The sequence below is a fragment of the Ancylobacter sp. VNQ12 genome (genome assembly GCF_049445835.1).
GTDB lineage: Bacteria > Pseudomonadota > Alphaproteobacteria > Rhizobiales > Xanthobacteraceae > Ancylobacter.
In genome coordinates, this window is record NZ_JBMSDU010000007.1 from 121978 (window position 1) to 145909 (window position 23932).

Here is a 23932-nt window from a genome sequence, read left to right on the forward strand (position 1 = left end):
GCGAGAATTGGCGGACAGGGAAATGGCAGGACGGGACATGGTGCACCGGCGCCGCGTCGCCGTCGCGCGTCGCCCTCACGGCACGGGCCTGGAATATGGCCTCATCGCCGCCGCGCTGGCGGTGGCGATCGTTACCGTCGTCGCCGGCCTCGGCACGCGCTATGGCGGCGCGGCCGCCGGCACCGGCTCGTCCATGGCCAATGCCATGGACCGCAACCTGCGCTAGAGCCTGATCCGATCAGGTTGAAACAACCTGATCGGCAAATCAGTCTCTAAATCATTGATAGAGAACGCGTCATCCGGTCAGATTGCTCCGCAATCCGACCGGCGCGTGCTCTAGCCCATCATCGGCGCGCGTCGGCGCGGCTTGACCGCACGGGCGACGAGGATCTTGTCGATCCGCCTTCCGTCCATGTCGACCACCTCGAAGCGCCAGCCCAGCGCTTCGAACACAGCGCCTTCCTCAGGCAACGCCTTGAGCTCGTGCAGCACATAGCCGGCCGCCGTGTGAAAGCCGGCATCCTGCGGAATGCGGATGCCGAGCACCTCGGCCAGTTCGTCGATCGGCGTCGAGCCGGCGATGAGGAAGCTGCCGTCCGTGCGCTCCACCACGTCGGGCTTCACCTTGCCCGCCTCGTCCAGCACCACCGTGCCGGCAATGGCGTCGAGCAGGTCGGCAGGCGTCAGGATGCCGACCATCGAGCCATATTCGTCCACCACCAGCGCCAGCGGCGATTCCGCATGGCGCAGCACCTTCATGGCATCGAGCGCGCCGGCCGTCTCCACCAGCACGGCAGCCGGCTTCACGAGCTGGCGCGGGTCCGGCGTCGTGCCATCGAGATAGGCTTCCAGCAGGTCGCGTATGTCGATGACGCCGACCGCCTCCTCCACCGTGCCCTCGCAGGCCGGCATGCGGGTGTGGCCGGTCTCGCGGATGGTCTGGCGCACCACGTCGGGGGCGTCGGTGAGGTCGATCCAGTCGATGTCGGTGCGCGGCGTCATCACTGCGCGGACCGGCCGGTCGGCAAGGCGCATCACGCCGGCAATCATGCGGCGCTCGTCGGGGTCGATCACCCCAGCGGTCTCCGCCTCGGCGACAATGGCGCGGATTTCCTCGTCGGTGACGTTGCTGTCGTCGCCCTTGCCGCTCTCACCGAGCAGGCGCAGCACGAGGCGCGAGGAAACGTCGAGCAGCCAGACCGCCGGAAGCGAGATACGCGACAGCAGCATCATCGCCGGCGCGATGAAGCTCGCCAGCCGCTCCGGGCTCTGCAACGCCAGCCGCTTGGGGATCAGTTCGCCGATGATGAGCGAGACATAGGTGATCGCCGCCACAACCAGCGAATAGCCGAGTCCACCGGCAAGGCCGGGCGCCATGCCCTGTTCCCGCAGCCACTCGCCCAGCATGTCGCCCAGCGTGGCGCCGGAGAAGGCACCCGCCAGAATGCCGATCAGCGTGATGCCGATCTGCACGGTGGAGAGGAAGCGGCCGGGGTCGGCGGCCAGCGCCAGCGCGATCCGCGCGCCGGACGAACCGTTGTCGGCCATGCCGCGCAGACGCGCCGGACGGGCAGAAACGACGGCAAGCTCGGCCATGGCAAGGACGCCATTGATCAGGACGAGCAGAATTACGACGGCGATTTCGAACAGGGGCATTGGGTTCGGGTTGGCAACCTCGTGTCGGCATTATGTAGCACGGATGCCCGATTTGGCCATGCCCGGCACCCCACCTTACCGTCGCGGACAGGTGGGCGCGACGTTTGACGCCCGTCGCGGGGACGCCTACAAGCCTTGAAGTTTCATAGCTTTCCGTGACGATCCGGTATGTCCTTCAACAGTTTCGGCCACCTCTTCCGCGTGACCACCTTCGGCGAAAGCCATGGACCGGCGATCGGCGGCGTCGTCGATGGCTGCCCGCCCGGCATCCGTTTCCGGCTGGAGGAGGTGCAGGACGCGCTGGACAGGCGCCGCCCCGGCACCTCGCGCTTCACCACCCAGCGCCGCGAACCGGACGAGGTGAAGATCCTCTCGGGAACCCTCACCGAGGAGGACGGTACGCTGGTGACCACCGGCACGCCGATCGCTCTCTTGATCGAGAATGTCGACCAGCGCTCCAAGGATTATTCGGCGATCTCCGAGAGCTACCGGCCCGGCCATGCCGACTATGCCTATGACGTCAAATACGGCCTGCGCGACCACCGCGGCGGCGGGCGCTCCTCGGCGCGCGAGACGGCGGTGCGCGTGGCCGCCGGCGCCATCGCGGCCAAGGTGTTGCCCGGTGTCACCCTCACCGGCGCGCTGGTGCAGATGGGCGAGATCGTCATCGACCGCGCCAACTGGGACAGCGCCGAGATCGGCCGCAACCCGTTCTTCTGCCCGGACGCGCAGGCGGCCGCGCGCATGGCGGATTATCTTGACGGCATCCGCAAGGCCGGCTCCTCGGTCGGCGCCGTTATCGAGGTGGTGGCCGAGGGCGTACCACCTGGGCTCGGCGCGCCGCTCTACGGCAAGCTCGACGCCGATCTCGCGGCGGCGCTGATGAGCATCAACGCGGTGAAGGGTGTCGAGATCGGCGAGGGCTTCGCCAGCGCCACGCTGATCGGCGAGGACAATGCCGACGAGATGCGCATGGGCAATGACGGCAAGCCCGTCTTCCTCGCCAACCATGCCGGCGGCATTCTCGGCGGCATCTCCACCGGGCAGCCGGTGGTGGTGCGCTTTGCGGTGAAGCCGACCTCCTCCATCCTCACCCCGCGCCGCACCGTGACCCGCCATGGCGAGGACGCCGAGATCGTCACCAAGGGCCGCCACGACCCGTGCGTCGGCATCCGCGCGGTGCCGGTGGGCGAGGCGATGGTGGCCTGTGTGCTCGCCGACCACCTGCTGCGCCATCGCGGCCAGGTGGGCACGCCGCCGGTCTGGCCGTTCCCGCGATAAGCAGCCCTATCGACGTCATCCCGGCCGGAACCCGCAGGGCAGAGAGCCGGGATGACGCTCCGGGATGACGCTAACCGAAACGCAATTTCAGTATTGCTGAAGCCAGCTTCGACTTTTCATTGCGGTCGAAAGCTTGTCGACGTAACATGCCCGCATGAAACTTGCGGATTGGCTGACCCTCACCGGCACGACGCGCAGCGCCTTCGCGCGCGCCGCCGGCCTGTCGCCGGCCAGCATTACCGCATTGTGCAACGACCAGCAGGCCTGGGTCTCCCGGGAAGCGGGCGCACGCATCGCCGCCGCCACCAGCGGGGCGGTGACGCCGAACGACTTTCTCGGACTTGATAGCGTCGAGGTGGCATTGATGAGCGACAATCTGCAGTCCCGCGTGGAAGCGGCGATCGAGGCCTTTGCCCGCGGCGAGATGCTCGTCGTCACCGATGACGACGACCGCGAGAACGAGGGCGACCTCATCGTCGCCGCCGTCCATGCCACCCCCGAGAAGCTCGCCTTCATCGTGCGCCACACCTCCGGCATCGTCTGCACCCCGCTGCCGGCGGAATACGCCAAGCGGCTGCGCCTCAGCCCGATGGTGGCCGACAATGACGCGCCGCATTCGACCGCCTTCACCATCTCGGTCGACTACAAGCACGGCACCACCACCGGCATTTCCGCCGAGGACCGCACCGCCACGGTACGCGGCCTTGCCAACCCCAATGCCGGCGCCGCCGATTTCGTCCGCCCCGGCCACATCTTCCCGCTGATCGCCCGCGAGGGCGGCGTGCTGATGCGCTCGGGCCATACCGAGGCGGCGGTCGATCTGTGCCGGCTGGCCAATCTCGAGCCGGTCGGCGTCATCTGCGAACTGGTGAACGATGATGGCACGGTGATGCGCGGCCCGAAGGTCGCCGACTTCGCCGCCCATCACAAGCTGACCCGCATCTCGGTGGCGGACCTCATCGCCTACCGCCAGCTGCGCGAGAAGCTGGTGACCCGCACCGCCGAATTCGCGGCCCCGACCGTGGTCGGCGAGATGCACGGCATCTCCTATGTCACGCCGTTCGAATCGGTGAATCACATCGCGCTGGTGCACGGCAAGATCGGCGACGGGCGCGACGTGTTGGTGCGCCTGCACCGTGCCGATCCGATCGGCGACGTGTTCACTGGCGGCAAGGCGATCCGCGCCTCGCTGGAGCGCATCAAGGTCGAGGGCCGCGGTGTTCTGGTTTATCTGCGCGACGGAACCACCGGCGTGCCGGCGAGCACGGTCGGCGCCGACGAGCCGCAGGACAGCACGCGCCTGCGCGACGAGAACTGGCGCGAAGTGGGCCTCGGTGCGCAGATCCTGCGCGACCTCGGCATCTCCTCGATTCGTCTGCTCGCCTCGCGGGCCCGCACCTATGTCGGCGTGGCCGGTTTCGGCATCGAGATCACCGGCACGGAAACGCTGGACGTCTGAGCGCCCCTACCGCAGTAGCGATCGCTCACGCGAACGGCATCGGGCAATGCCCGGTGCCCGCAATTTCGACTTCAGGCCACTGGTCAGCCGTGCCACCATGATTGTGACGCGTCCCTGACACGTCGAGGTCCCGTCACCGACGGAGGTCGCGATGTCGTGCATGCGCATGTGGCTGACTGCTGTCGCTCTGCTGTGGGGACCGCTCGCGGTGCCCGAGGCCCGCGCCGACGAGCAGGTCGATGTCGAGCTGGTGCTGGCCGTCGACGTCTCCTATTCCATGGACCTCGACGAGTTGGCGCTGCAGCGCGAGGGCTACGTCAACGCCGTTACCTCGACCGAATTCCTCAACGCACTGAAGCTGGGACCGAACGGCAAGGTCGCCATCGCCTATATGGAATGGGCGGGCTCGGACGAGCAGAAGATCGTTGTCGACTGGACGCTGATCGGTGGCGCCGACGATGCAAGGCGCTTTGCCGAGGCGATCCGCTCGGCGCCGGTGCGGCGCGTCTACCGCACCTCCATCTCCGGGGCGATGGAGTTCGGCGCCGGCCTCATCGAGCACAACGCCATCAAGGGCCTCAGGCGCGTCATCGACATTTCCGGCGACGGCACCAACAACCAGGGCGCCATGGTCGAGCCGACGCGCGACGACGTGGTGGCGCGCGGCATCACCATCAACGGGCTGCCGCTTATGCTGAAGGAACCGGCCGGCTCCATGCTCGATATCGGCGAGCTCGACGCCTATTACGAGGATTGCGTGATCGGTGGCCCCGGCGCCTTCGTCATTCCGGTGCGCGGCACGCATGAATTCGCCAGCGCGATCAAGACCAAGCTGGTGCTGGAGATCGCTGGCGTGGTGCCGCCGAAACCGCAAATGGTCCATCGCGCCGCCGACGCGCCGCGCGTCTCCTGCACGATCGGCGAGCGCATGTGGATGGAGCGCTGGGGCAACTGAAGACGCTTCATCGCCGGATATCGCCACCGGGCGCGGCAATGCGCGGCGGCGCATCAAAGATCAGCCCGATCATTTTCCTATCGGAATATATTGTTCGTTTCCGGTGATGGTGTTTTGATGGAATCCGTTAGTCCGCACCAGGGCCGGAGGCGCCGCGATGGACATGAAGACCGGCGAGAGCGACGGGATCGAACTCGGCGCTCGGGTGCGGGGACTGCGCAGCCGTGCCGGCCTCACCATCAAGCAGGTAGCCGAGCGCGCGGGCATTTCGCCCTCGGCGATCTCGAAGATCGAGAACAACCTGCTCTCGCCGACCTATGACAACATCATCCGCCTCGCCCAGGGGCTCGGCGTCGATATTTCGGAGCTGTTCTCCTCGGCGCGCAAGCAGGCGCCGCATGGCCGCCGCTCGCTTACCCGCGCCGGCCAGGGCGACTACATCCGCACCCGCGCCTATACGCTGGAAATGCTATGCTCGGATCTCACCGCCAAGCGCATGCAGCCGATGAAGGCGCGGCTGCGCGCTCATGAGGCGCGCGAATTCGGCACGCTCGTCGCTCATGCCGGCGAGGAGGTCGTGCTGGTGCTGAAGGGTCGGGTGACCCTGCTCACCGAATTCTATGCGCCGATGACCCTCGAGGAGGGCGACAGCGTCTATTTCGACAGCACGATGGGGCATGCGCTTCTGAGCGCTGGCGCCGAGGATGCCGAGATCTTCTGGGTCTGCGCCGCCGATCAAAGCCTCAGCTTCGAGGAGACCCCACCTGAATCTCCTTGACAGTTTCGCACTGGGAATAAAATGTTCGTATAAGAAACTTACTGTCAAATTATCTATAAAAAGACTATACATCTCTCCGTCCAGTTCCAGAGGATGACCACATGACTGAACAAATCGGCAGCCGCCGTACGTTTCTCGCCGCCGGATCGCTCCTCAGCGCGAGCGCGGCGCTCGCTGCCAGTTCTGGCCCGGTGCTCGCCCAGGACGGTGCGGCCGGCAGCACGCTCAAGGTGATCCGCGACCGTGGCGAGCTGCGCATCGGCGTCGCGCCGGGCGAGCCGTGGTTCTACAAGGACCAGCGGTCCGGCGAGTGGTACGGGCTCGGCTGGGGAACCGGCGTGGCGGTGGCGAAGGAGCTGGGCGTGAAGCCGGTTCCGGTCGAGACCACCTGGGGTAATGCGGTGGCGGCACTCCAGGCCGGACAGTTCGACGTCATGTTCACCATGGACGCGACCCCGCAGCGCGCGCTGGCGGTGGATTTCCCGATCCAGCCCATGTTCTGGTACGCGCAGGGCGTCCTGCTGGCGGACGGCCAGACCGTGACCAGCTGGGAGGAGATGAACAAGCCGGAATTCCGCATCGGCGTCGTGCTCGGCACCTCACCGGACCGCGACATCACCGTGCGGCTGCCCAAGGCCACCATCGAACGCTTCCCCAGCGCGGATGAAACCGGCGCGGCGTTCATCGCCGGGCGCATGGACGGCATCTCGCTGTTCCATCCGGCACTGGTGATGCTGCAGTCCCGCATCAAGAAGGGCAAGATCATCCTGCCGCAGCCGATGCGCGAATCCCCTTCCAGTGCCGCCGTGCCGAATGTCGCCGACAAGAGCTGGCGTGACTGGCTCGGCGTCTGCCTCGGCTATTTCTATGCCACCGGCCAGACCCAGAAGATCTTCGAGGACTATCTGGCCTTCCGCGGCATCGACCCCGCCGCCACTCCGGCCATCATGCGCGAGCGCTGGAAGGCCTGATCGTCGCCCTTTCCATAGGCGCGCCGCCTGGCATCGGCGCGCCGATCCGCTTTTGCGCCCGTCCGCCCATCGACGACCGGCAAGGCCGAACCGAATGCAATATGTGTGGGACTTCCGGCCGGTCTGGCTGAATTTCGGCGTTTTGCTCGAAGGGCTGGTCAACACGCTGAAGCTCTCCGGCTTCTCGATCGGGCTCGGCCTCGCCATCGGGCTTGTCCTGGCCATGGGGCGGCTGGCGCCGTCGCGCTTCGTCTCGCTCCCCGCGACCGCGATCATTGAATTCTACCGCAACACCCCGCCGCTGGTGCACTTCTTCTGGTACTTCTACGGCCTGCCGATCCTCACCGGCATCAGCCTGACGCCGTTCGCCGCAGCGGCGGCGGCGCTCTCGGTCCAGTCCGGCGCCTTCTTCGCCGAAGTGTTCCGCGGCGGCATCATCTCGGTCGATCGCGGGCAATGGGAAGCCGGCCGCGCCATCGGCATGAGCCACGCTCAGCTGATGCGCCGCATCATCCTGCCGCAGGCCTTTCGCCGGATGATCCCGCCGCTGATGGAGCGCTCCTTCGAACTGGTGAAGACCACATCGCTCGCCGCCACGCTCACCTATGGCGAGCTGGTCTACAAGGCGATGGTGCTGGCGACGCAGACCTACCGCCCGATGGAGATCTATTCGACGGTGGCGGTGATGTTCTTCAGCGTGCTGTTCGTCGCCAGCCTCGGCATGCGCGCGGTGGAGCACCGCCTCGCCCGTCGGGCCGCAAGGTGATCGCCAGATGAGCACCATGAATTACACGTTCCAGTTCGGCGAGATTCTGGCCAACAGCGACCTGCTGCTGCGCGGGCTGAAGCTCACCATCCTGCTCTTCGCCATCGCGCTTTCCGGCGCGCTGGTCTGCGGGCTGTTCATCGGTCTGGCGCGGGGCTCCGCGCGCCGGGTCCCGAACCTGATCGCCACCGCCTATATCGAGATCTTCCGCAATACCCCGGTGCTGGTGCAGCTGATCTGGTTCTACTACGCGCTGCCTTCACTGTCCGGCTGGCAGCCGAGCGCCTTCACCGCCGCGGCGCTCGGCCTGTTCCTCAACACCTCCGCCTATTGCGCCGAGATCTGGCGCGCCGGCCTGCAATCGCTGCCGGCCGGGCAATGGGAAGCGGGCCGCGCCATCGGCATGAGCGAATGGCAGTTGCTGCGCCGCGTGGCGGTGCCGCAGGCGCTGGCCCGCATGGTGCCCGCCTTCACCAATCGCGGCGTCGAGCTTGCCAAGATGACCTCCATCGCCTCCACCATCACCGTGCAGGAGCTGATGTACGAGGCGAAGATGCTGAGCACGCAGACCTTCCTGCCGCTCGAGACCTTCACCGTCGTCGCGGTGATCTATTTCGTCCTCATCTATCCGGGAACGCTGGCCGCCTACGCGCTTGAGCGTCGCCTCAATTCCAAGGGAGCCTGAGCGCCATGGTGGACGTGACATCGGCGGAGGCACCCCCCGTCCTCGCCGTCGAGGGGCTGCGCAAGAGCTTCGGCAGCAACGAGGTGCTGAAGGGCATCGACCTCAAGGTCGGGGCCGGCGAGCGCATCGCCATTCTCGGCTCCTCGGGCTCGGGCAAGAGCACGCTGCTGCGCTGTATCAACTTCATGGAGATGCCGAGTGCCGGGCGCATCGCCCTCGACGGCATCGCCATCGGGGTGGAGGGCCGCGACGGCGCTATCACCGCCGGGTCCGGCGAGTTGCGCAGGCTGCGCACCCGTGTCGGCATGATCTTCCAGCAGTTCAATCTGTTCCCCCACATGACGGTCCTCGAAAACGTCATGGAAGGCCCGGTGACGGTGAAGGGCATGAAGCGCACGGAGGCCCGCGCCACGGCGCTGGACTATCTCACGCGCGTCGGCCTTGCGGACAAGGCGGAGCAATATCCGCAGCGCCTGTCCGGCGGTCAGCAGCAGCGCGTCGCCATTGCCCGCGCGCTCGCCATGGAGCCGGAGATTCTGCTGTTCGACGAGCCGACCTCCTCGCTGGACCCCGAGCTGGTCGGCGAAGTGCTCGACGTCATTCTCGGCCTCTCCGAGGAAGGGCGCACCATGCTGCTGGTCACCCATGAGCTCGGTTTCGCCTACCATTTCGCGACGCGGGTGCTGTTCCTGCACGAGGGGCGTATCCATGAGCAGGGCACCTCCGACGAGGTGCTGAAGAACCCGCGCAAGGAGCGCACGCAGGCCTTCCTGCGCCGCTTCTCCGCCTTCCATTTTTGAGCGAGACACCACATGGCCGAGGAAAAGGGCGCCCAGACGCCGGTCGAGGACCCGCGCAACCACGATCTGTGGATCTGGCTCAACGGCCGTCTGGTCAAGCGCGCCGAAGCGATGGTGTCGATCTTCGACGCCGGCTTCGGCCTCGGCGACGGCGTGTGGGAAGGCATCCGCATGGCGAAGGGCCGGCTGGTGCTGGTCGACGACCATCTCGACCGGCTCTATGAGGGCGCCAATACCATCGCCCTCGACATCGGCATGTCGAAGCCGCAGATGAAAGCCGCGCTGGAGGAACTCTGCGCCGCCAATGCCATGACCGATGGCGGCCATATCCGCCTGATGGTCACGCGCGGCGAGAAGACCACCGTGCATCAGGACCCGCGCAATGCGCTCGGCCGGCCGACGATCGCCATCACCGCCGAGTTCAAGGTGCCGGATCCGGAGATCAAGAAGGCCGGCATCAAGCTGTTCACCTCGAGCTTCCGGACCTCCGGCCCGGACAGTTTCGACCTGCACCTCAATTCGCATAGCCGGCTGAATTTCATCCGCCCGCTGTTGCAGGCCATCGCCGCCGGCGCGCATGAGGCGCTGATGCTGGATCCGCACGGCTTCATCGCCAGCTGCAACTCGACCAATTTCTTCATCGTGAAGCGCGGCGAGGTGCTCACCTCCACTGGCCGCACCTGTTTCAAGGGCATCACCCGCCGTAAGGTGATCGAGCTCTGTGCGAAGGAGGGCATTGCCTGCCGCGAGACCGACTTTACCCTTGCCGACGCCTATAATGCCGACGGCGCTTTCGTTACCGGCACGTTCGGCGGCATCACGCCGGTGAGGAGCCTCGACGGGCGGCCGGTCGGCGCGGAACTGCCCTGCCCGATGACCCGCCGCCTGTCGGAGCTCTATGACCGTACCTTCCTCGGCTGACCCCATGGACACCGCCGTCACCGCCGCCATCTGTCGCTTTGCCGCTGGCTTCGACGGCGCGGCGATCCCGATGGCTATGCGGGCGAAGGCACGCACCCACATTCTCGACAGCATCGGCTGCGGCCTTGCCGGCGCATCGACCGGCATGCAGCAGCGCATCCTCGCCGCCACGCGCATCGAGGCTCGCCCCGGCCCCTGCCGCGTGCTGGGCGAGAGCGAGGGGCTCGGCCCGATCGCAGCCGCCTTCGTCAATGCGGCGGCGATGAACGCGCTCGATTTCGACGACGGGCTCGATGACGAGAACGGGCGCGGCATGGGGCACCCCGGCGCCTCCATCGTGGCTGCCGCGCTCAGCGCCTGCTTCGAGCGGACGGTGACAGGCGCCACCTTCGTCACCGCCGTCGCGCTCGGCTATGAGGTCAATAATCGGCTGATCCGTGCCATCCAGCCGAGCATCGAGCGCTTTCGCGAAGTCTATGGCGTGTGCCAGCATCAGGCGATCGGCGCTGCCGTCGCCTATGGCCGGCTGATGGATCTCGACGAAGCTGAGATGGAAAACGCGCTCGGCTTCGCCGGCACCTTTGCCAGCGTGCCGAGCCTGCGGAAATATAATTGGGAGCGCCGGCCGCTCATTACCTTCAAGGATTTCCTCGCACCGGCGGCGGAAGCGGGCGTGCGCGGCGTCAGCCTGCACCGCGCCGGCCTCGTCGGCGCCAAGGCAGTGCTGGACGGCCCCTCCGGCCTCTGGCGCATGCTTGGTTCCGACCGGTTCGAGCCGGAACGCCTCACCGACGGCCTGGGCGAGAACTGGACGCTGGGCTTCAACACACTGAAGCCCTACCCGGCCTGCCGCTGGATGCACACGACGCTCAGTGCCTTCGAGGCCCTGCTGGCGGAGCATGCTATTGCGCCGGAGGCGATCGACGCCATCGTCGTGCATACCGACGCGGCGCTGCTGCGCGACTTCATGGATGCCGCCCCGCTCAGCATCAATGACGCGCAGTTCTCCTTTCCCTACACGCTGGCGGCGTTGGCGCTGCGCCTGTCCCGCCCTCACTGGTACAACGAGGCGACCATGACCTCGCCAGAGGTGAAGGCGCTGGCCGCGCGCGTGACCGGCCGGGTCGATGCGCAGGCGAGCGAACTGATGAGCGGTCAGCGCCGGCCGGCGGGCCGGGTCGACATCCGGCTGAAGGATGGGACGCAGCACAGCTCCGCCCTCATCGTCGACGCGCCGGGCGGCGTGTTGCGCCCGCTCCCCGCCGACGCGGTGGCGCGGAAATTCTGCGACAACGCGGCGGTCGCTCTCGGCGATGCCGGTGCCGCCGGGCTACTTGCGCTGCTGGAAGGCATCGAGACGGTGCCGGATATCGGCGCCGCTCTCTCCCGCGGGCTAGTTCCTTGCTGATCGCACTGGCCATCCCGCACGGAGCTCACCGCCGGAACACGCCGACCAGCTCCGCATGCGAGGAATACAGGAACTGGTCGACCGGGGTGACGCTCTCCAGCCGAAAGCCGCCATCGACCAGAATGCGGGCGTCGCGGGCGAAGGTCACGGGATCGCACGACACCCCGACCACCAGAGATAGCTTGCTTGCTGCCAGCTGTGTCGCCTGCGCCTCCGCGCCCTGGCGCGGCGGATCGAACACCACCGCGTCGAAATTCTTCAACTCCAGCGGCAATAGTGGCCGGCGGAACAGGTCGCGCGCCTCGGCCGTCACCGGTTTGAGGCCGGGCGTGTTGCGCACGGCATTGAGCAGCGCCTCGACGGCGGGCACCGAGGTCTCATAAGCTGCCACGCGGGCCACCTCGGCCAGCCGCAGCGCGAAGGTGCCGACCCCCGAAAACAGATCGGCGATCCGGCCCCCGCGTATCATGGCCTCCCCGACCAGTCGCGACAGCGTCGCCTCGCCCTGCGCCGTCGCCTGCAGGAAGGAGCCGGGCGGCAGCCGCACGCGCGCACGGCCCATGGTGACGAGCGGAGGCTCGCGCTGCAGTACCAGCTCGCCATGGCGCGTCAGCCGGGCGAGGCGCTGCTGGCCGGCGACCTCCGCCAACGCGGCAACGATGCGCGGCATCAGCGGCCCGGAGCCACGCACATCCATGTCGAGGCCGGTCTCGCTCGCCGTCACCTGGATGTCGAGCGGCTTGGCCAGCGGGACCAACACCTGCGCCACCGCCCAGGCGGCGGGCAGCGCGCCGGCGAGTTCGGGCGCCAGGATCGGGCAGGCATCGATAGCGACAATGGCGTGGCTGCGCCGCCCGGCGAAGCCGACAGTCAGCACATCCTCGCCCTTGCGCGGATTGCCGCCGGTGGAGCGAGCATGGAACGTGGCGCGCCGCCTCCCGGCGCCATGTGCCGGCACCAGCGGCGCCACGGGCGGCTCCAGCCCAACCCGCGCCAGCGCGTCGACCACCAGATCACGCTTCCAGTTTTCATAGGGTTCGGCGCGCCAATGCTGCAGCGCGCAGCCGCCGCATGAACCGACATAGCGGCAGATCGGTTCGATCCGGTCCGCACTCGCCTCGACGATGGAAAGCAGCCGCCCGCGATCATGCTCGCGCTCGACCTCGACATGCTCGCCGGGCAGGGTGAGCGGCACATAAACCGGGCCATCCGCGCTCGGCGCCACCCCGTCGCCGCGCGGGCCGATCCGCGTAATGTCGAGCCTCGTACTGCTCATCGAGGGCACGCCGCTGACATGACCCATGCAATATTATGTATTGACACAGCGTCTACGCTATTCAATTTGCCACCACCCTGCAACGACATGCGCTTTGCGTCGATTTCATGTATTATGACGTCGGCTGATTCCTAATATTCATTAGATCGGCCTAATTTACTTCGCATATGCACATAATAATAAGTTCGGAAGCGCACGCATAGGGGAAATTCATGTCGATCATCTCGGCGCTTGCAATCAGTATCGGCGTACTCGGGGGCGTTGCCACCTGGTTGTTCCTCGGACCTCTCGCCGGCGGCCTGCAGATCTGGGCCGCCTTCATCGCCTGGGCCTGCTTCTTCCACTGCGGAGGCAAGGAAGCCGGGCTCAAGGCCACCATAATGGCCAACATCGCCGGCGCCGTCATGGCGTGGCTGACGCTACTGGCCGTCAGTCGTGGCGGCCTCGGCGAAAGCCTCGGCCTGCCGCTATGGGCCGGCATCTGCGTCGGCGTCGGCGTGCTGGTGATGATCCTGCTGGCCAACATGCCGGCCTTCGCCGCCATCCCGGCGCTGGTCTACGGCTTTGCCGCCACCGCCGCCTTCGCGCTGCTGACGGCCGACGGGCTCGCCAACCTGACCGCGGCGAGCCTCGTCAACCCGCTGGTGACCATCATCCTGTCGATGATCGCCGGCGCGGCCCTCGGCTATGTCTCGGAGAAGCTCGCCGGCGCGCTCGTCGCCGACAAGGGTCCGGCGCGCCGCGCCGCCTGACGGGCGCGAGCCCGGAACGAAAACCGGCGCGGACGGGTTCATTCCGTCCGCGCCGCCACCAGCAGGAACTCCTCATTGCCGTCGCCGCCGAGAATGGGCGAGGCGAGACGGTGCATCACCCGCCAGCCACGCGCGGCGAGCAGGGCGGCGATCCGTTCCACGGCCTCAAGCCGCGCCTGCGCATCCCTGACGATGCCACCCTTGGAGAGCTTGTCGCGGCCGACTTCGAATTGCGGCTTCACCAGCGCCACCAGTCGGGCGCCGGGCGCGGCATGGGCGAGCGCCGCCGGCAGCACCTGTTCCAGCGAGATGAAGCTGACATCGATGGTGACGATATCGGCGGATGGCAGCGCGCCGGGCGCGAGAACGCGGATGTCGGTCTCTTCCAGCGAGACGAGACGCGCATCCCCACGCAGACGCGCATGCAGCTGGTCGCGGCCGACATCGACCGCATGCACCCGCCGGGCGCCCCGCGCCAGCAACACCTGCGAAAAGCCCCCGGTGGAGGCGCCGACATCCAGCGCCTCGGCACCGGTAATGTCGAGGCCGGCAGCGTCGAGCGCGGCCTCCAGCTTCAGCCCGCCGCGCGACACCCATTCATAGGCTTCGTGCGCCTCGATCTCGGCATCGCGGGCAATCATCTCGGAGGGTTTGGCAACACGCCGACCGGCGATGCTGACCAGCCCGGCGGCGATGGCGGCCTGCGCACGGGCACGGCTCTCGAACAGGCCGCGCGCCACCAGCACGCGGTCGGCGCGGTCGCGCATGGCGGCGGTTGAATCGTCCGTGCTCATCGCCGCATCATCCGTTGCCGCCGCCTTTAGCGGGCTTCAGCCGCGCAGCTGGGTGACGGCCGTACCATCCGAGCGGCCGAGCCCGCCGAACACGCCGCGCACGATGCCTTCCGCGTCTAGGCCGGCCTGGCCGAGCTGCACGGCGGGGGAATCGTGATCGATGAAGCGATCCGGCAGAGCGAGGCTGCGCACCTTCAGGCCGCGATCGAGCGCACCAGCTTCCGCCAGCAGGGTCAGCACATGGCTGCCGAAACCGCCGGTGGCGCCCTCCTCGACGATGACCAGCACCTCGTGCTCGCGCGCCAGCGCCAGCACCAGTTCGCGGTCGATCGGCTTGGCGAAGCGGGCATCGGCCACGGTGGTCGACAGCCCGAAGCCGCCGAGCTGGTCCGCCGCCGCGAGACATGCGGCGAGCCGTGTTCCGAGCGATAGCAGCGCCACTTTCGAGCCCTCGCGGACGATCCGTCCACGCCCTATCTCCAGCGGCACACCGTGGGCCGGGCGCTCGACGCCGACACCCTCGCCGCGCGGATAGCGGAAGGCGATGGGGCCTTCATCATAGGCGGCGGCGGTGGCGACCATGTGCACCAGCTCCGCCTCGTCGGCGGGTGCCATCACCACCATGCCGGGCAGGGTTGCCAGCATGGGAATGTCGAAGGCGCCGACATGGGTCGAGCCGTCGGCGCCGACCAGCCCGGCGCGGTCGATGGCGAAGCGCACCGGCAGGCGCTGGATCGCCACGTCATGCACGATCTGGTCATAGGCGCGCTGCAGGAAGGTCGAGTAAATGGCACAGAACGGCTTGTAGCCCTCGGTCGCCAGCCCGGCGGCGAAGGTGACGGCATGCTGCTCGGCGATGCCGACATCGAAGCTGCGCTCGGGAAATTCGCGGGCGAACAGGTCGAGCCCAGTGCCGGCGGGCATGGCGGCGTTGATGGCGACGATCCTGTCGTCGCGCCGCGCCTCGTCGATCAGGCTCTCGGCGAACACGCTGGTATAGCTCGGCGCGTTGGAAGCCGCCTTCTTCTGCGTGCCGGTGGCGACGTCGAAGCGCTGCACGCCGTGATATTTGTCGGCCGAGGCTTCCGCCGGCGGATAGCCCTTGCCCTTCTGGGTCACGACATGAACCAGCACCGGGCCGGTCTCGGCGTCGCGCACATTGCGCAGCACGGGGAGCAGATGGTCGAGATTGTGCCCGTCGATCGGCCCGACATAGTAGAAGCCGAGTTCCTCGAACAGCGTGCCCCCGGTCCAGAAGCCGCGCGCAAACTCCTCCGCCCGCGCCGCCTGGCGGCCGAAGAATTTCGGCAGGCTGCCGGCGAGCTGCTTGGCGGTCTCTCGCAGCGAGCGATAGGTGCGCCCGGAGATCAGCCGCGCCAGATAGGCCGACATGGCGCCCACGGGCGGGGCGATCGACATGTCGTTGTCGTTGAGTATGACGATGAGGCGGGAATCCATCGCTCCGGCATTGTTCATCGCCTCATAGGCCATGCCGGCGGACATGGCACCGTCGCCGATGACGCAGACCACGTTGCGCCGGGCCGCGAAGGGCTCCTTCAGCGCGTCGAGATCGCGCGCCACCGCCATGCCGAGGCCAGCGGAGATCGAGGTCGAGGAATGCCCGGCGCCGAAGGGGTCGTATTCGCTTTCCGTGCGGTTGGTGAAACCGGAAAGCCCGCCGCCTTGGCGCAGCGTACGGATGCGCTCGCGCCGGCCGGTGAGAATCTTGTGTGGGTAGCACTGGTGGCCGACATCCCAGATCAGCCGGTCGTCGGGCGTGTTGAAGACGTGGTGCAGCGCCACGGTCAATTCGACCACGCCGAGCCCGGCCCCCAAATGCCCGCCGGTCACCGATACCGCGTCGATTGTTTCCGCCCGCAGTTCTTCGGCCAACCGGGGGAGCTGCTCGTCCGGCAGGCGGCGAAGATCGGCTGGCTCCCTGATCGTGTCGAGAAGCGGCGTGGACGGGCGGGTCAATGACGTCTCCGGTTACGTCTCCATCCGGACAAATACGGTGCCGCGGACGAAGTTCAACGGCATACACAGTTGTTAACCGACTCGCAACGCGGGCCGCCGTCCGGTGCGACCGCAGCGGTGCCGCGACACGCGGCAAACCCTATAAATGCACGGCAAAGCGCAGGACCATGTGGAGACGCCGCCGCAACGGGTCACAAATGTTGGATCGGGACGCCGGCTTCCGCTAGAACCCGCATCATGAATGTGGAAGCGCCGGGAAGCGCGGCATTGGATGGTGAACAGCCTCCCACCGGACGCGACGGCGGCCGCCGGCTCGTGCTGTTCCTGCCGGGCCACGACCCCACCGACATGGATTATCACCATGGCCGCTTCGCCAACCAGGCCGGGCGCTTCGCCAAGCTCTGGTCGCTCGACGTCGAGGTATCCGACCGGCTTGACGACGGACAGCAATGCTACGCGCGCTGGGACGTGAAAAGCCACGGCCCGAACTGGTCAAAGAACACCGACTACCGGATCCTGCGCTGGGAGGACATCATCGTCGAGCTCGACGAGCGTCCCGACCCGGTGCGTCTGTGGCGCGGCTTCGGCGGATTGTTCGACTTCCTCGCCGGCGGCGCGGCGCGGCGCTATTTTCCGGCCAATTTGCGCTACGGCTTCTTCTTCTTTTTCCCGTTCGTGATCGTCGGCCTGTTCGTCGGTGCGGGCGTGCTCGCGGGAGAATTGGTGGACTGGTTGGCCACGGGCCTTATGCCGGAGCCGCTTCCCACCCTCGCCGGCCTGGCCGCCGGCATCGCCACCTTCTTCGCGCTGTTCCACCGGCCGGGACGCGACTGGCGCCTGCACCAGGCGCTCGACGACTGGGATCTCGCCCGCAACTATCTGCATGACCGCACGCCTCTGCTCGACCGCCGGCTCGATGAATTCGCCGACGTGCTGGTCGCGGCCATCCGTTCGGGCGCCTATGACGAGGTCATCCTGGTCGGCCACAGCCTCGGTGCCACCTTGATGCTGGGCGTGCTGGACCGCGCGCTCGACCACGAGCCGGCGCTGGCGGCGGGTCCGACCCGGCTTGCCTTCCTCACCTGCGGCGCGACCATCCCCAAGCTCGCCCTCCACAGCAAAGGCGAGAAGGTGCGCCGCCAGGCGCAGCGCGCCGCGGACACGCCGGGCCTGAGCTGGGTCGAATATCAGGCGCGGCACGACTCGATCAATTTCTACCGGTTCCATCCGGTCACGCTACGCGATATCGAGTTCGACGTGACGACGGACGGACCGCCTGTGCTGCGCGACGCCAATATCAAGCGGATGCTGACGCAGGAAAAGCTCGACAAGCTGCGCTGGCACGCCATGCGCATCCACTACCAGTTCCTGCTGGCGAACGAGCAGAAAGCTCCCTACGACTACTTCATGTTCGTGCTCGGTCCGCTTCCCTTCGCCGAGTTGTCCTCGCGCCCGGAAGGGCCGCTCGGACGCTTCGACGCGGATGGCTCCCTGATCGCGTAGACAACGGAAACTCCATGAACCTCCTCCTCGCAGCGAAGATCGTCTGGGCCGTCGGCGTGATCGGCTGGTACGTCATCCGCATCCCCTTCGAGCGCAAGGTGAAGCGCGAGCGCGTGGTCGATGCGCGCCACCGGCTGCGGGAACTGGTCCTGCTCTCCTGCTCGACGATGGGCCTCGGTATCATCCCGCTGTTCTGGGCGACCTCGCATGTGTTCGACTATGCGGACTACCCCTATTCGGTGGTGCAGTTCGGGCTCGGCACACTGGTGTTCGCCCTCTCCCTCTGGCTGTTCCGCCGCACCCATGCCGATCTCGGCCGCAACTGGTCGGTGACGCTGGAAATCAAGGACAACCACAACCTCATCACCGGCGGCGTGTACCGTTATGTCCGGCACCCGATGTATTCGGCCTTCTTCCTGTGGGCGCTGGCGCAGCTCATCCTGATCCCGAACTGGGTCGCCGGGCCGGCGGGCTTCGTCGGCTTCGGTATCCTCTACGCCTTCCGCATTGGCCGCGAGGAGCAGATGATGCTCGACACCTTTGGCGACCAGTACCGCGCCTACAGCGCCCGCACCGCGCGGCTTGTGCCGGGTATCTACTGACGCGACTCCGCTCCGGCGAGGCGTGCCTCGGCAAAGCCGGCCGCGGCAATGCCGGTGCACAGTTCCGACCACTGGCAGCGGGCACAAGCCTGCCGAATTATACCATCGGCAAAGGCCCGTCGCATCCGCGCCAGCGCGACGCCATCAAGCGGCACGGGCTCGCCCGCACTGAGGGGATGGCCGAGAAGCCGCGCGAGGTCGGCCAGCGCCTGCGCGTCGCGGGCGGTGATGCGTGGCTTGAGGCAATGGTGTCCGCCCTCCAGCATCGGCGCGCAGATATCGTCCGGCCCCTCGACCAGCACTGCACCCTCGCCCGCATTCAGCCGCGCAACCAGCGCGTCATATTGGGCCACGAAGGCGGGGGTGTAGCCCTTGCCGATATAGGTCAGCAGGCACAGCAGATGGTGGGCGCGCAGCCTTATGGTCACGGAAGCGCCCCCCGCCAGACCCTTGCCGCGCGCGCCCGCTATTCGCCGTCCAGCGGTACGGTGCCGGTGGGGCGGCCGTCCGCACCCTGCGTGATCTTCTCGACCCGCGCCTCGGCGTCCCTCAGCAGGGCGTCGCAGCGGGTCTTTAGCGCCTCGCCGCGCGCATAGAGCGCGATCGATTCCTCCAGCGGGACATTGCCGCCTTCGAGCTTGGCCACGATCGATTCGAGCTCGGCCAGCGCCTTCTCGAAGCTGAGCGTCTCCACATTCGCCGCATCTGTCATGGCTGCCTCCCGCTGTGAATCGCGCCCCTTATACAGGCTCGGGGGCGCGCACTCACCCCCCGCCTTCAGCCGCGCATCAGCGCCATGACATGGGCGGAGGCGGAGCGGGCCAGCCCTTCGAGGTCGTAGCCGCCCTCCAGGACCGAGACGATCCGGCCGCCGCAATGCTTGTCGGCGACCTCCATCAGCTTCTTGGTGACCCAGCTGAAATCTTGTTCGAGCAGGTTGATGTTGCCGAGCGGATCGCGCGTATGCGCGTCGAAGCCGGCGGAGATGATGATGAGCTCGGGCCCGAACGCCGTCAGCCGCGGCAGGATGCGACTCTCGAACGCCTCGCGGAAGGCTTCGCCGTCGTCGCCGGAACGCAGCGGCGCGTTGACGATGTTGTCGGTGGTGCCGCGCTCGCCCACCGCTCCCGTGCCGGGAAACAGCGGCATCTGGTGGGTGGAGGCGTAGAGCACGCTCGGATCCGACCAGAAGATCTCCTGCGTACCATTGCCGTGATGCACGTCGAAATCGACGATGGCGACGCGGTCGATGCCATGGGCTGCCTGGGCGTGCCGCGCGGCGATGGCGACATTGTTGAACAGGCAGAAGCCCATGGGGGTGCGCGTCTCGGCATGGTGGCCGGGCGGGCGCATGGAGACGAAAGCGTTCGACACCTTGCCGGTCAGAACCTCGTCCACCGCCAGCACCGCGCCGCCGACACCACGCGAGATCGCCTCGAAGGTGCCGGGCGACATGACCGTGTCGCCATCGATGCGCACCAGCCCCTCCTCGGGAATGGCAGCTTCCAGCGCGTCGACGAAATCCTCGGGATGCACGCGCACGATGTCCGCACGCTGGGCGATAGGTGCCTGCTCGCGGGCGAGTGTCGCGAAGGACTCGTCCTCGAAGACGCGGTTGAGCACGCGCACCCGGTCGGGCCGCTCGGGATGGCCGGCGGGGGTGAGATGCTCAAGGCAGGCGTCGTGCGCGATCAGCAGCGTGGTCATGGCGTTCCCTGGACGTTTGGCTCTTGTCTGTTCAGTCGATTTTGTCTGTTGGATTCTTGGCTGGAAACGGATTTCTCCTCGCTCCAGCATCAGCAGATGGTGGACGATATGCCACGTGCGGTCGGCGAGCCAGTCGCGCCGGGCGCCGCCATGCGTTTTTCTACGCATTCCCGCCGGTTGACCATGAGCCGGCGAGGTCCTATCGCAGCCGCCTGAGCGGGAGAGACAATGAGCACGCGCGGCGCGTCGCCGGGACGCAGAACTCGGGTAATGGCGGCGGACGCGGCCGGCATCACGGAGGCGGCACGCCTGCTGACCGAAGGGGGCCTGGTCGCCCTGCCGACCGAGACCGTGTACGGCCTCGCCTGCGACGCCACCAATCCACGCGCCGTCGCCAATCTCTACACCGCCAAGGGCCGTCCGAGCTTCAATCCGCTGATCGCCCATGTGCCGGACATTGCGAGCGCGCGAAAGGTCGGCCGGCTCACCCCGGCGGCTGAAACCCTGGCCAGTCGCTTCTGGCCCGGCCCGCTGACGCTGGTTGTGCCGGCCGTCGAGGCGGCCACCAGCGCGCTGGCTCGCGCCGGCCTCCCCAGCGTCGCCATCCGCGTGCCCACCCATCCCGTGGCGCAGGCCGTGCTGCGCGCCGCCGGTCGCGCCATCGCCGCGCCGAGCGCCAACCGCTCCGGCCATGTCTCCCCGACCCGCGCCAGCCATGTACAGGCCGATCTCGACGGGCGGATCGACCTGATCCTCGATGCCGGCCCCAGCGCGGTGGGCGTGGAATCCACCATCGTCGACTGCACCGGCGACGTGCCGGTCATGCTGCGCCCCGGCGGGTTGCCGCGCGAGGCGATCGAAGCGGCGCTGGGCGCGCCGCTGGGCGATCTCACGCCGAGCCCCGCTGCCGATGCGCCGGTCGCACCGGGCATGCTAGCCTCGCATTATGCGCCGTCCGTACCGGTGCGGCTGCGCGCGAGCGAGGTGCGGCCCGGCGAGGCGCTGCTCAGCTTCGCCGGCGCGCACCCGCCCGGCGCGGAGACCGCCCTTGCGGTGCGCGATCTCAGCCCGGCCGGCGACCTCGACGAGGCGGCGGCGAACCTGTTTGACTATCTGCGCGCGCTCGACGCCAGCGGCGCCAGCGCCATCGCCGTCGTCCCTCTGCCCCGCCGCGGGCTTGGTGAAGCCATCGCCGACCGCCTGCGTCGCGCCGCGGCGCCGCGCTAGAGGGGGAGATCCTTCCACACGCCTGACGGGAGTGCCGGCCCATCTTCAACAGATTGGCGGCCATATCCCGCCCCGCCGGCGACATGCTCGCGCCGCGACGGCCCGTCATTAACCGCCTCTCAAGGTTAATGCGCGACAACCATGGAACAGTGGGCGCGCGGGCTTGCCTGTCACTGGCGCGCCACGGGGTTGATCAGTTCGTTGCGTAGGCGTCGGGGATGAAGGCTGGGACTGCGTTGCGTCGGCATGGAGCCAGGGCTGGCCTGCTGTTCGCCGTCTTCTTGGGCGGCAGCACCTCCATCGGCCTGCAGGACATCACCGGCCGGCTGGCGCATCAGCCGGGCGTTGCCGAACGGGTCCGCATCTCTGTGCTGTCGAGCTCCCTGCACACGCTGAAGGCGGCCACCTTCGCCTGGCCCTCCAGTTCTTCGCTGCTGTCCAATTCCGTCATCGGCGAGCCGCCGGCCGCCGCGCTGCTCGCCGTCGGCGTCAATCGCGACGGCAAGACCGACCGGCTCACCGCGGAGCCTACGGACACACTGGACGGCGATCCACTGGCGGCGGCCGGCCGCTCGACCCTACCCAGCATTGCCGGCGCGGGCGGTGCTACCGGCGCCACCGTCATTGCCGGGAGCGGGACCGGGACGGCCGAGGCCGCCGGCGTGAACACCGACCCCGCGGAAGCCGACGACGTCGCTGTGACGGCTGGCGATGCCCCCGGCGCTGCCGCGCAGTCGGAAGGCGCTTATTCGCTTTCCGCCGGCGATCCGACCGGCGACCCAACCCAGCTGGAGACGGCGGGGCCCGCCATCGCCCTCACCACCGACAGCACCGAACCGGCGTCAGATGATGAGACGGCCGCGCTCGACGACCGCCAGGACGCCTCGCTGCCCCTCTACCGGCAGGCAGCCTTCATCTTCGGCTATGATCGTTCCGCACTGCCGCCACAACCCTTCCTGCATGAGGAACCCTCTGCACCGGACGGCGGCACCACCACCACCGCCAAGACCGACGCCGCCGCCGACGCGGTTGCCCGCGTCGCGCAGGGCCCCAGCCCCGCCGAGCGGCTCGGACTCAGCGGCAAGCGCCGTGAGCGCTCGGAAAACTGTCTCGCCGAGGCGGTGTATTTCGAGAGCCGGGGCGAGCCGGTACGCGGCCAGGTCGCGGTCGCCCAAGTGGTGATGAACCGTGTCTTCTCCGGCTACTATCCCGCCGATGTCTGCCGCGCGGTCTACCAGAACGCCAAACGCAAGCTCGCCTGCCAGTTCACCTTCGCCTGCGACAACATCCCCGATGTGGTGAACGAGCCGCGCCTGTGGGACCAGGCCAAGCAGATCGCCGCCGACATGCTCGACGGGCTGCTGTGGGACGAGAAGGTCGGCCGGGCGACGCATTATCACGCGCGGTCGGTGCGGCCGAACTGGATCCGCGAGATGCGCAAACTCGACCGCATCGGCGAGCACACCTTCTACCGCCCCCGCCGCTGGACGAGCTGAAGCGCGTTGCCGGCCGGCACGGTTTGGATCCCCGGAAGGGATAAACCGGCACCGACTCACACCGTAGCCTGGCGGCTATCGCCGACATCGCTCGGCATGCTCGGCCTTGAGCCGGACATCAACACCTCAGATAGACAACCCTGCGTCGCGTGGATGGCCGGGCCACGCCTGACCATCGCAGCAATGGCGATTGCGTAAGGGCTCCTGCGTGATGCCCCGCAGGCCATCATGCCACATCGACCACACTACCGAAGCGTCCCCTTCCACGCCGGGTGGAAGCGGTCGACCGATCCCCGAGCATTTCGATCGGGACGACACCTCCGTCCGCCGGAATGAATCCGTGGCCTCGAAACCAGCGCGCCAGCCGTGTCCATAAACGAAAAAGCCCGGCGCGAAGCCGGGCTTTCAAAAACTACGTCGGTCGGTACGCTCAGTTGAGCTTCGACTTCACCTCGGAGACCGCGGAGGCCAGGATGCGGTCGGCGGTGTCGCCGACGACATTGGCCGCCAGCAGCACTTCCGCCGCCTTCACCGCAGCGTCGGCAGCCGCTGCCTTGACGTCGGCCAGCGCCTGCGCCTCGGCCTGGGCGATCTTCTGCTCGGCCAGCTTGGTGCGGCGGACGATGAGATCCTCAAGCTTCTGCTTCGCCTCGGAGGCGAGGCGCTCGGCCTCGACCTTGGCTGTGGAGATGATGGCTTCCGCCTCCGCTTCGGCCTCGCGCTGGCGGCGCTTGTATTCGGCGACCAGCTTCTGCGCCTCTTCCTTCAGCCGGCGGGCCTCTTCGAGGTCCTGACGGATCCGGTCGCCACGCGCGTCGAGCTTGGCGAGGATGCCGGAGAACGCCCCCGCCTTGGCGAGGATGCCCATGAAGATGACGAAGGCGACGGCGACCCAGAAAGTATCGCTACCCATGGCGC

The 23932-nt window shown here is 67.6% G+C and carries 24 protein-coding genes; 16 read left to right on the forward strand and 8 right to left on the reverse strand.

All coding sequences use genetic code 11. From position 1 onward, the window contains the following. The first annotated feature begins 22 nt into the window (after positions 1 to 22). Positions 23 to 226, forward strand: coding sequence for a hypothetical protein (locus ACO2RV_RS12195; protein WP_423293244.1), 204 nt, complete (start codon positions 23 to 25; stop codon positions 224 to 226). Between the two features lie 110 nt (positions 227 to 336). Here the strand turns inward: ACO2RV_RS12195 and ACO2RV_RS12200 are convergent, their stop codons facing one another. Then, a complete protein-coding gene (locus ACO2RV_RS12200) occupies positions 337 to 1656 on the reverse strand; it encodes a hemolysin family protein (protein WP_423293246.1) in 1320 nt (439 codons plus the stop codon). 168 nt (positions 1657 to 1824) lie between these two features. Here ACO2RV_RS12200 and aroC point away from each other — a divergent pair, with 168 nt between their 5' ends. From aroC to ACO2RV_RS12250, 10 genes are all read left to right on the forward strand, one after another. After that, positions 1825 to 2937, forward strand: a complete 1113-nt coding sequence (gene aroC / locus ACO2RV_RS12205; RefSeq protein ID WP_423293248.1) for a chorismate synthase — start codon at positions 1825 to 1827, stop codon at positions 2935 to 2937. Between the two features lie 154 nt (positions 2938 to 3091). Beyond that, positions 3092 to 4396 carry a 3,4-dihydroxy-2-butanone-4-phosphate synthase gene (gene ribB / locus ACO2RV_RS12210; protein ID WP_423293250.1) on the forward strand — a complete coding sequence of 435 codons (1305 nt, stop codon included), beginning with the start codon at positions 3092 to 3094 and terminating at the stop codon, positions 4394 to 4396. Between the two features lie 151 nt (positions 4397 to 4547). After that, entirely contained in the window at positions 4548 to 5351 is an 804-nt protein-coding gene (locus tag ACO2RV_RS12215; protein ID WP_423293252.1) for a DUF1194 domain-containing protein, read from the forward strand. Positions 5352 to 5508: 157 nt separating this feature from the next. Continuing rightward, positions 5509 to 6129 (forward strand): helix-turn-helix domain-containing protein, encoded by a 621-nt coding sequence (locus ACO2RV_RS12220; RefSeq protein ID WP_423293254.1) that lies wholly within the window; start codon positions 5509 to 5511, stop codon positions 6127 to 6129. 101 nt (positions 6130 to 6230) lie between these two features. Further along, positions 6231 to 7100: a transporter substrate-binding domain-containing protein gene (locus ACO2RV_RS12225; RefSeq protein WP_423293256.1), complete on the forward strand. Its 870-nt coding sequence runs from the start codon at positions 6231 to 6233 to the stop codon at positions 7098 to 7100. A gap of 94 nt (positions 7101 to 7194) precedes the next feature. After that, positions 7195 to 7866: an amino acid ABC transporter permease gene (locus tag ACO2RV_RS12230; protein WP_423293258.1), complete on the forward strand. Its 672-nt coding sequence runs from the start codon at positions 7195 to 7197 to the stop codon at positions 7864 to 7866. 7 nt (positions 7867 to 7873) lie between these two features. Continuing rightward, positions 7874 to 8551 (forward strand): amino acid ABC transporter permease, encoded by a 678-nt coding sequence (locus ACO2RV_RS12235; RefSeq protein ID WP_423293260.1) that lies wholly within the window; start codon positions 7874 to 7876, stop codon positions 8549 to 8551. Positions 8552 to 8556: 5 nt separating this feature from the next. Beyond that, positions 8557 to 9351 (forward strand): amino acid ABC transporter ATP-binding protein, encoded by a 795-nt coding sequence (locus ACO2RV_RS12240; protein ID WP_423293262.1) that lies wholly within the window; start codon positions 8557 to 8559, stop codon positions 9349 to 9351. A gap of 12 nt (positions 9352 to 9363) precedes the next feature. Next, the gene (locus ACO2RV_RS12245; RefSeq protein ID WP_423293264.1) at positions 9364 to 10272 is read left to right on the forward strand and encodes an aminotransferase class IV; all 909 of its coding nucleotides are present in this window, start codon (positions 9364 to 9366) and stop codon (positions 10270 to 10272) included. 4 nt (positions 10273 to 10276) lie between these two features. Then, entirely contained in the window at positions 10277 to 11680 is a 1404-nt protein-coding gene (locus ACO2RV_RS12250; protein WP_423293266.1) for an MmgE/PrpD family protein, read from the forward strand. A gap of 25 nt (positions 11681 to 11705) precedes the next feature. Here the strand turns inward: ACO2RV_RS12250 and ACO2RV_RS12255 are convergent, their stop codons facing one another. Then, positions 11706 to 12956, reverse strand: a complete 1251-nt coding sequence (locus tag ACO2RV_RS12255) for a class I SAM-dependent RNA methyltransferase (RefSeq protein ID WP_423293268.1) — start codon at positions 12954 to 12956, stop codon at positions 11706 to 11708. Between the two features lie 212 nt (positions 12957 to 13168). On the opposite strand from ACO2RV_RS12255, the gene ACO2RV_RS12260 reads away from it, so the two are divergent. Next, a complete protein-coding gene (locus ACO2RV_RS12260; protein WP_423293270.1) occupies positions 13169 to 13708 on the forward strand; it encodes a DUF1097 domain-containing protein in 540 nt (179 codons plus the stop codon). A 38-nt stretch (positions 13709 to 13746) separates the two neighbouring features. Here ACO2RV_RS12260 and ACO2RV_RS12265 read toward each other — a convergent pair whose 3' ends face one another. Further along, the gene (locus ACO2RV_RS12265; RefSeq protein WP_423293272.1) at positions 13747 to 14502 is read right to left on the reverse strand and encodes a TlyA family RNA methyltransferase; all 756 of its coding nucleotides are present in this window, start codon (positions 14500 to 14502) and stop codon (positions 13747 to 13749) included. Positions 14503 to 14538: 36 nt separating this feature from the next. Next, on the reverse strand, positions 14539 to 16479 hold the full coding sequence (gene dxs / locus ACO2RV_RS12270; RefSeq protein WP_423293274.1) for a 1-deoxy-D-xylulose-5-phosphate synthase: 1941 nt from the start codon (positions 16477 to 16479) through the stop codon (positions 14539 to 14541). Between the two features lie 237 nt (positions 16480 to 16716). Between dxs and ACO2RV_RS12275 the strand changes: the two genes are divergently transcribed. Both ACO2RV_RS12275 and ACO2RV_RS12280 read left to right on the forward strand, forming a co-directional pair. Further along, positions 16717 to 17982: a hypothetical protein gene (locus ACO2RV_RS12275; RefSeq protein ID WP_423293276.1), complete on the forward strand. Its 1266-nt coding sequence runs from the start codon at positions 16717 to 16719 to the stop codon at positions 17980 to 17982. A gap of 14 nt (positions 17983 to 17996) precedes the next feature. Beyond that, positions 17997 to 18584 carry a protein-S-isoprenylcysteine O-methyltransferase gene (locus tag ACO2RV_RS12280; protein ID WP_423293278.1) on the forward strand — a complete coding sequence of 196 codons (588 nt, stop codon included), beginning with the start codon at positions 17997 to 17999 and terminating at the stop codon, positions 18582 to 18584. Here ACO2RV_RS12280 and ACO2RV_RS12285 read toward each other — a convergent pair. The 3 genes from ACO2RV_RS12285 to ACO2RV_RS12295 form a co-directional block, all read right to left on the reverse strand. Next, positions 18578 to 19012, reverse strand: coding sequence for a DUF1284 domain-containing protein (locus ACO2RV_RS12285; RefSeq protein WP_423293280.1), 435 nt, complete (start codon positions 19010 to 19012; stop codon positions 18578 to 18580). The genes ACO2RV_RS12280 and ACO2RV_RS12285 overlap by 7 nt on opposite strands. A gap of 38 nt (positions 19013 to 19050) precedes the next feature. Continuing rightward, positions 19051 to 19296, reverse strand: coding sequence for an exodeoxyribonuclease VII small subunit (locus tag ACO2RV_RS12290; RefSeq protein WP_423293282.1), 246 nt, complete (start codon positions 19294 to 19296; stop codon positions 19051 to 19053). Positions 19297 to 19361: 65 nt separating this feature from the next. Then, on the reverse strand, positions 19362 to 20291 hold the full coding sequence (locus tag ACO2RV_RS12295) for a histone deacetylase family protein (RefSeq protein WP_423293284.1): 930 nt from the start codon (positions 20289 to 20291) through the stop codon (positions 19362 to 19364). A 228-nt stretch (positions 20292 to 20519) separates the two neighbouring features. Here ACO2RV_RS12295 and ACO2RV_RS12300 point away from each other — a divergent pair, with 228 nt between their 5' ends. Together ACO2RV_RS12300 and ACO2RV_RS12305 are read left to right on the forward strand one after the other, a co-directional pair. Then, positions 20520 to 21518, forward strand: coding sequence for an L-threonylcarbamoyladenylate synthase (locus ACO2RV_RS12300; RefSeq protein ID WP_423293286.1), 999 nt, complete (start codon positions 20520 to 20522; stop codon positions 21516 to 21518). Between the two features lie 218 nt (positions 21519 to 21736). Continuing rightward, positions 21737 to 23014, forward strand: coding sequence for a cell wall hydrolase (locus tag ACO2RV_RS12305; protein ID WP_423293288.1), 1278 nt, complete (start codon positions 21737 to 21739; stop codon positions 23012 to 23014). A gap of 430 nt (positions 23015 to 23444) precedes the next feature. Here the strand turns inward: ACO2RV_RS12305 and ACO2RV_RS12310 are convergent, their stop codons facing one another. After that, positions 23445 to 23927, reverse strand: coding sequence for an ATP F0F1 synthase subunit B (locus ACO2RV_RS12310; protein WP_423293290.1), 483 nt, complete (start codon positions 23925 to 23927; stop codon positions 23445 to 23447). Positions 23928 to 23932 lie beyond the last annotated feature (5 nt).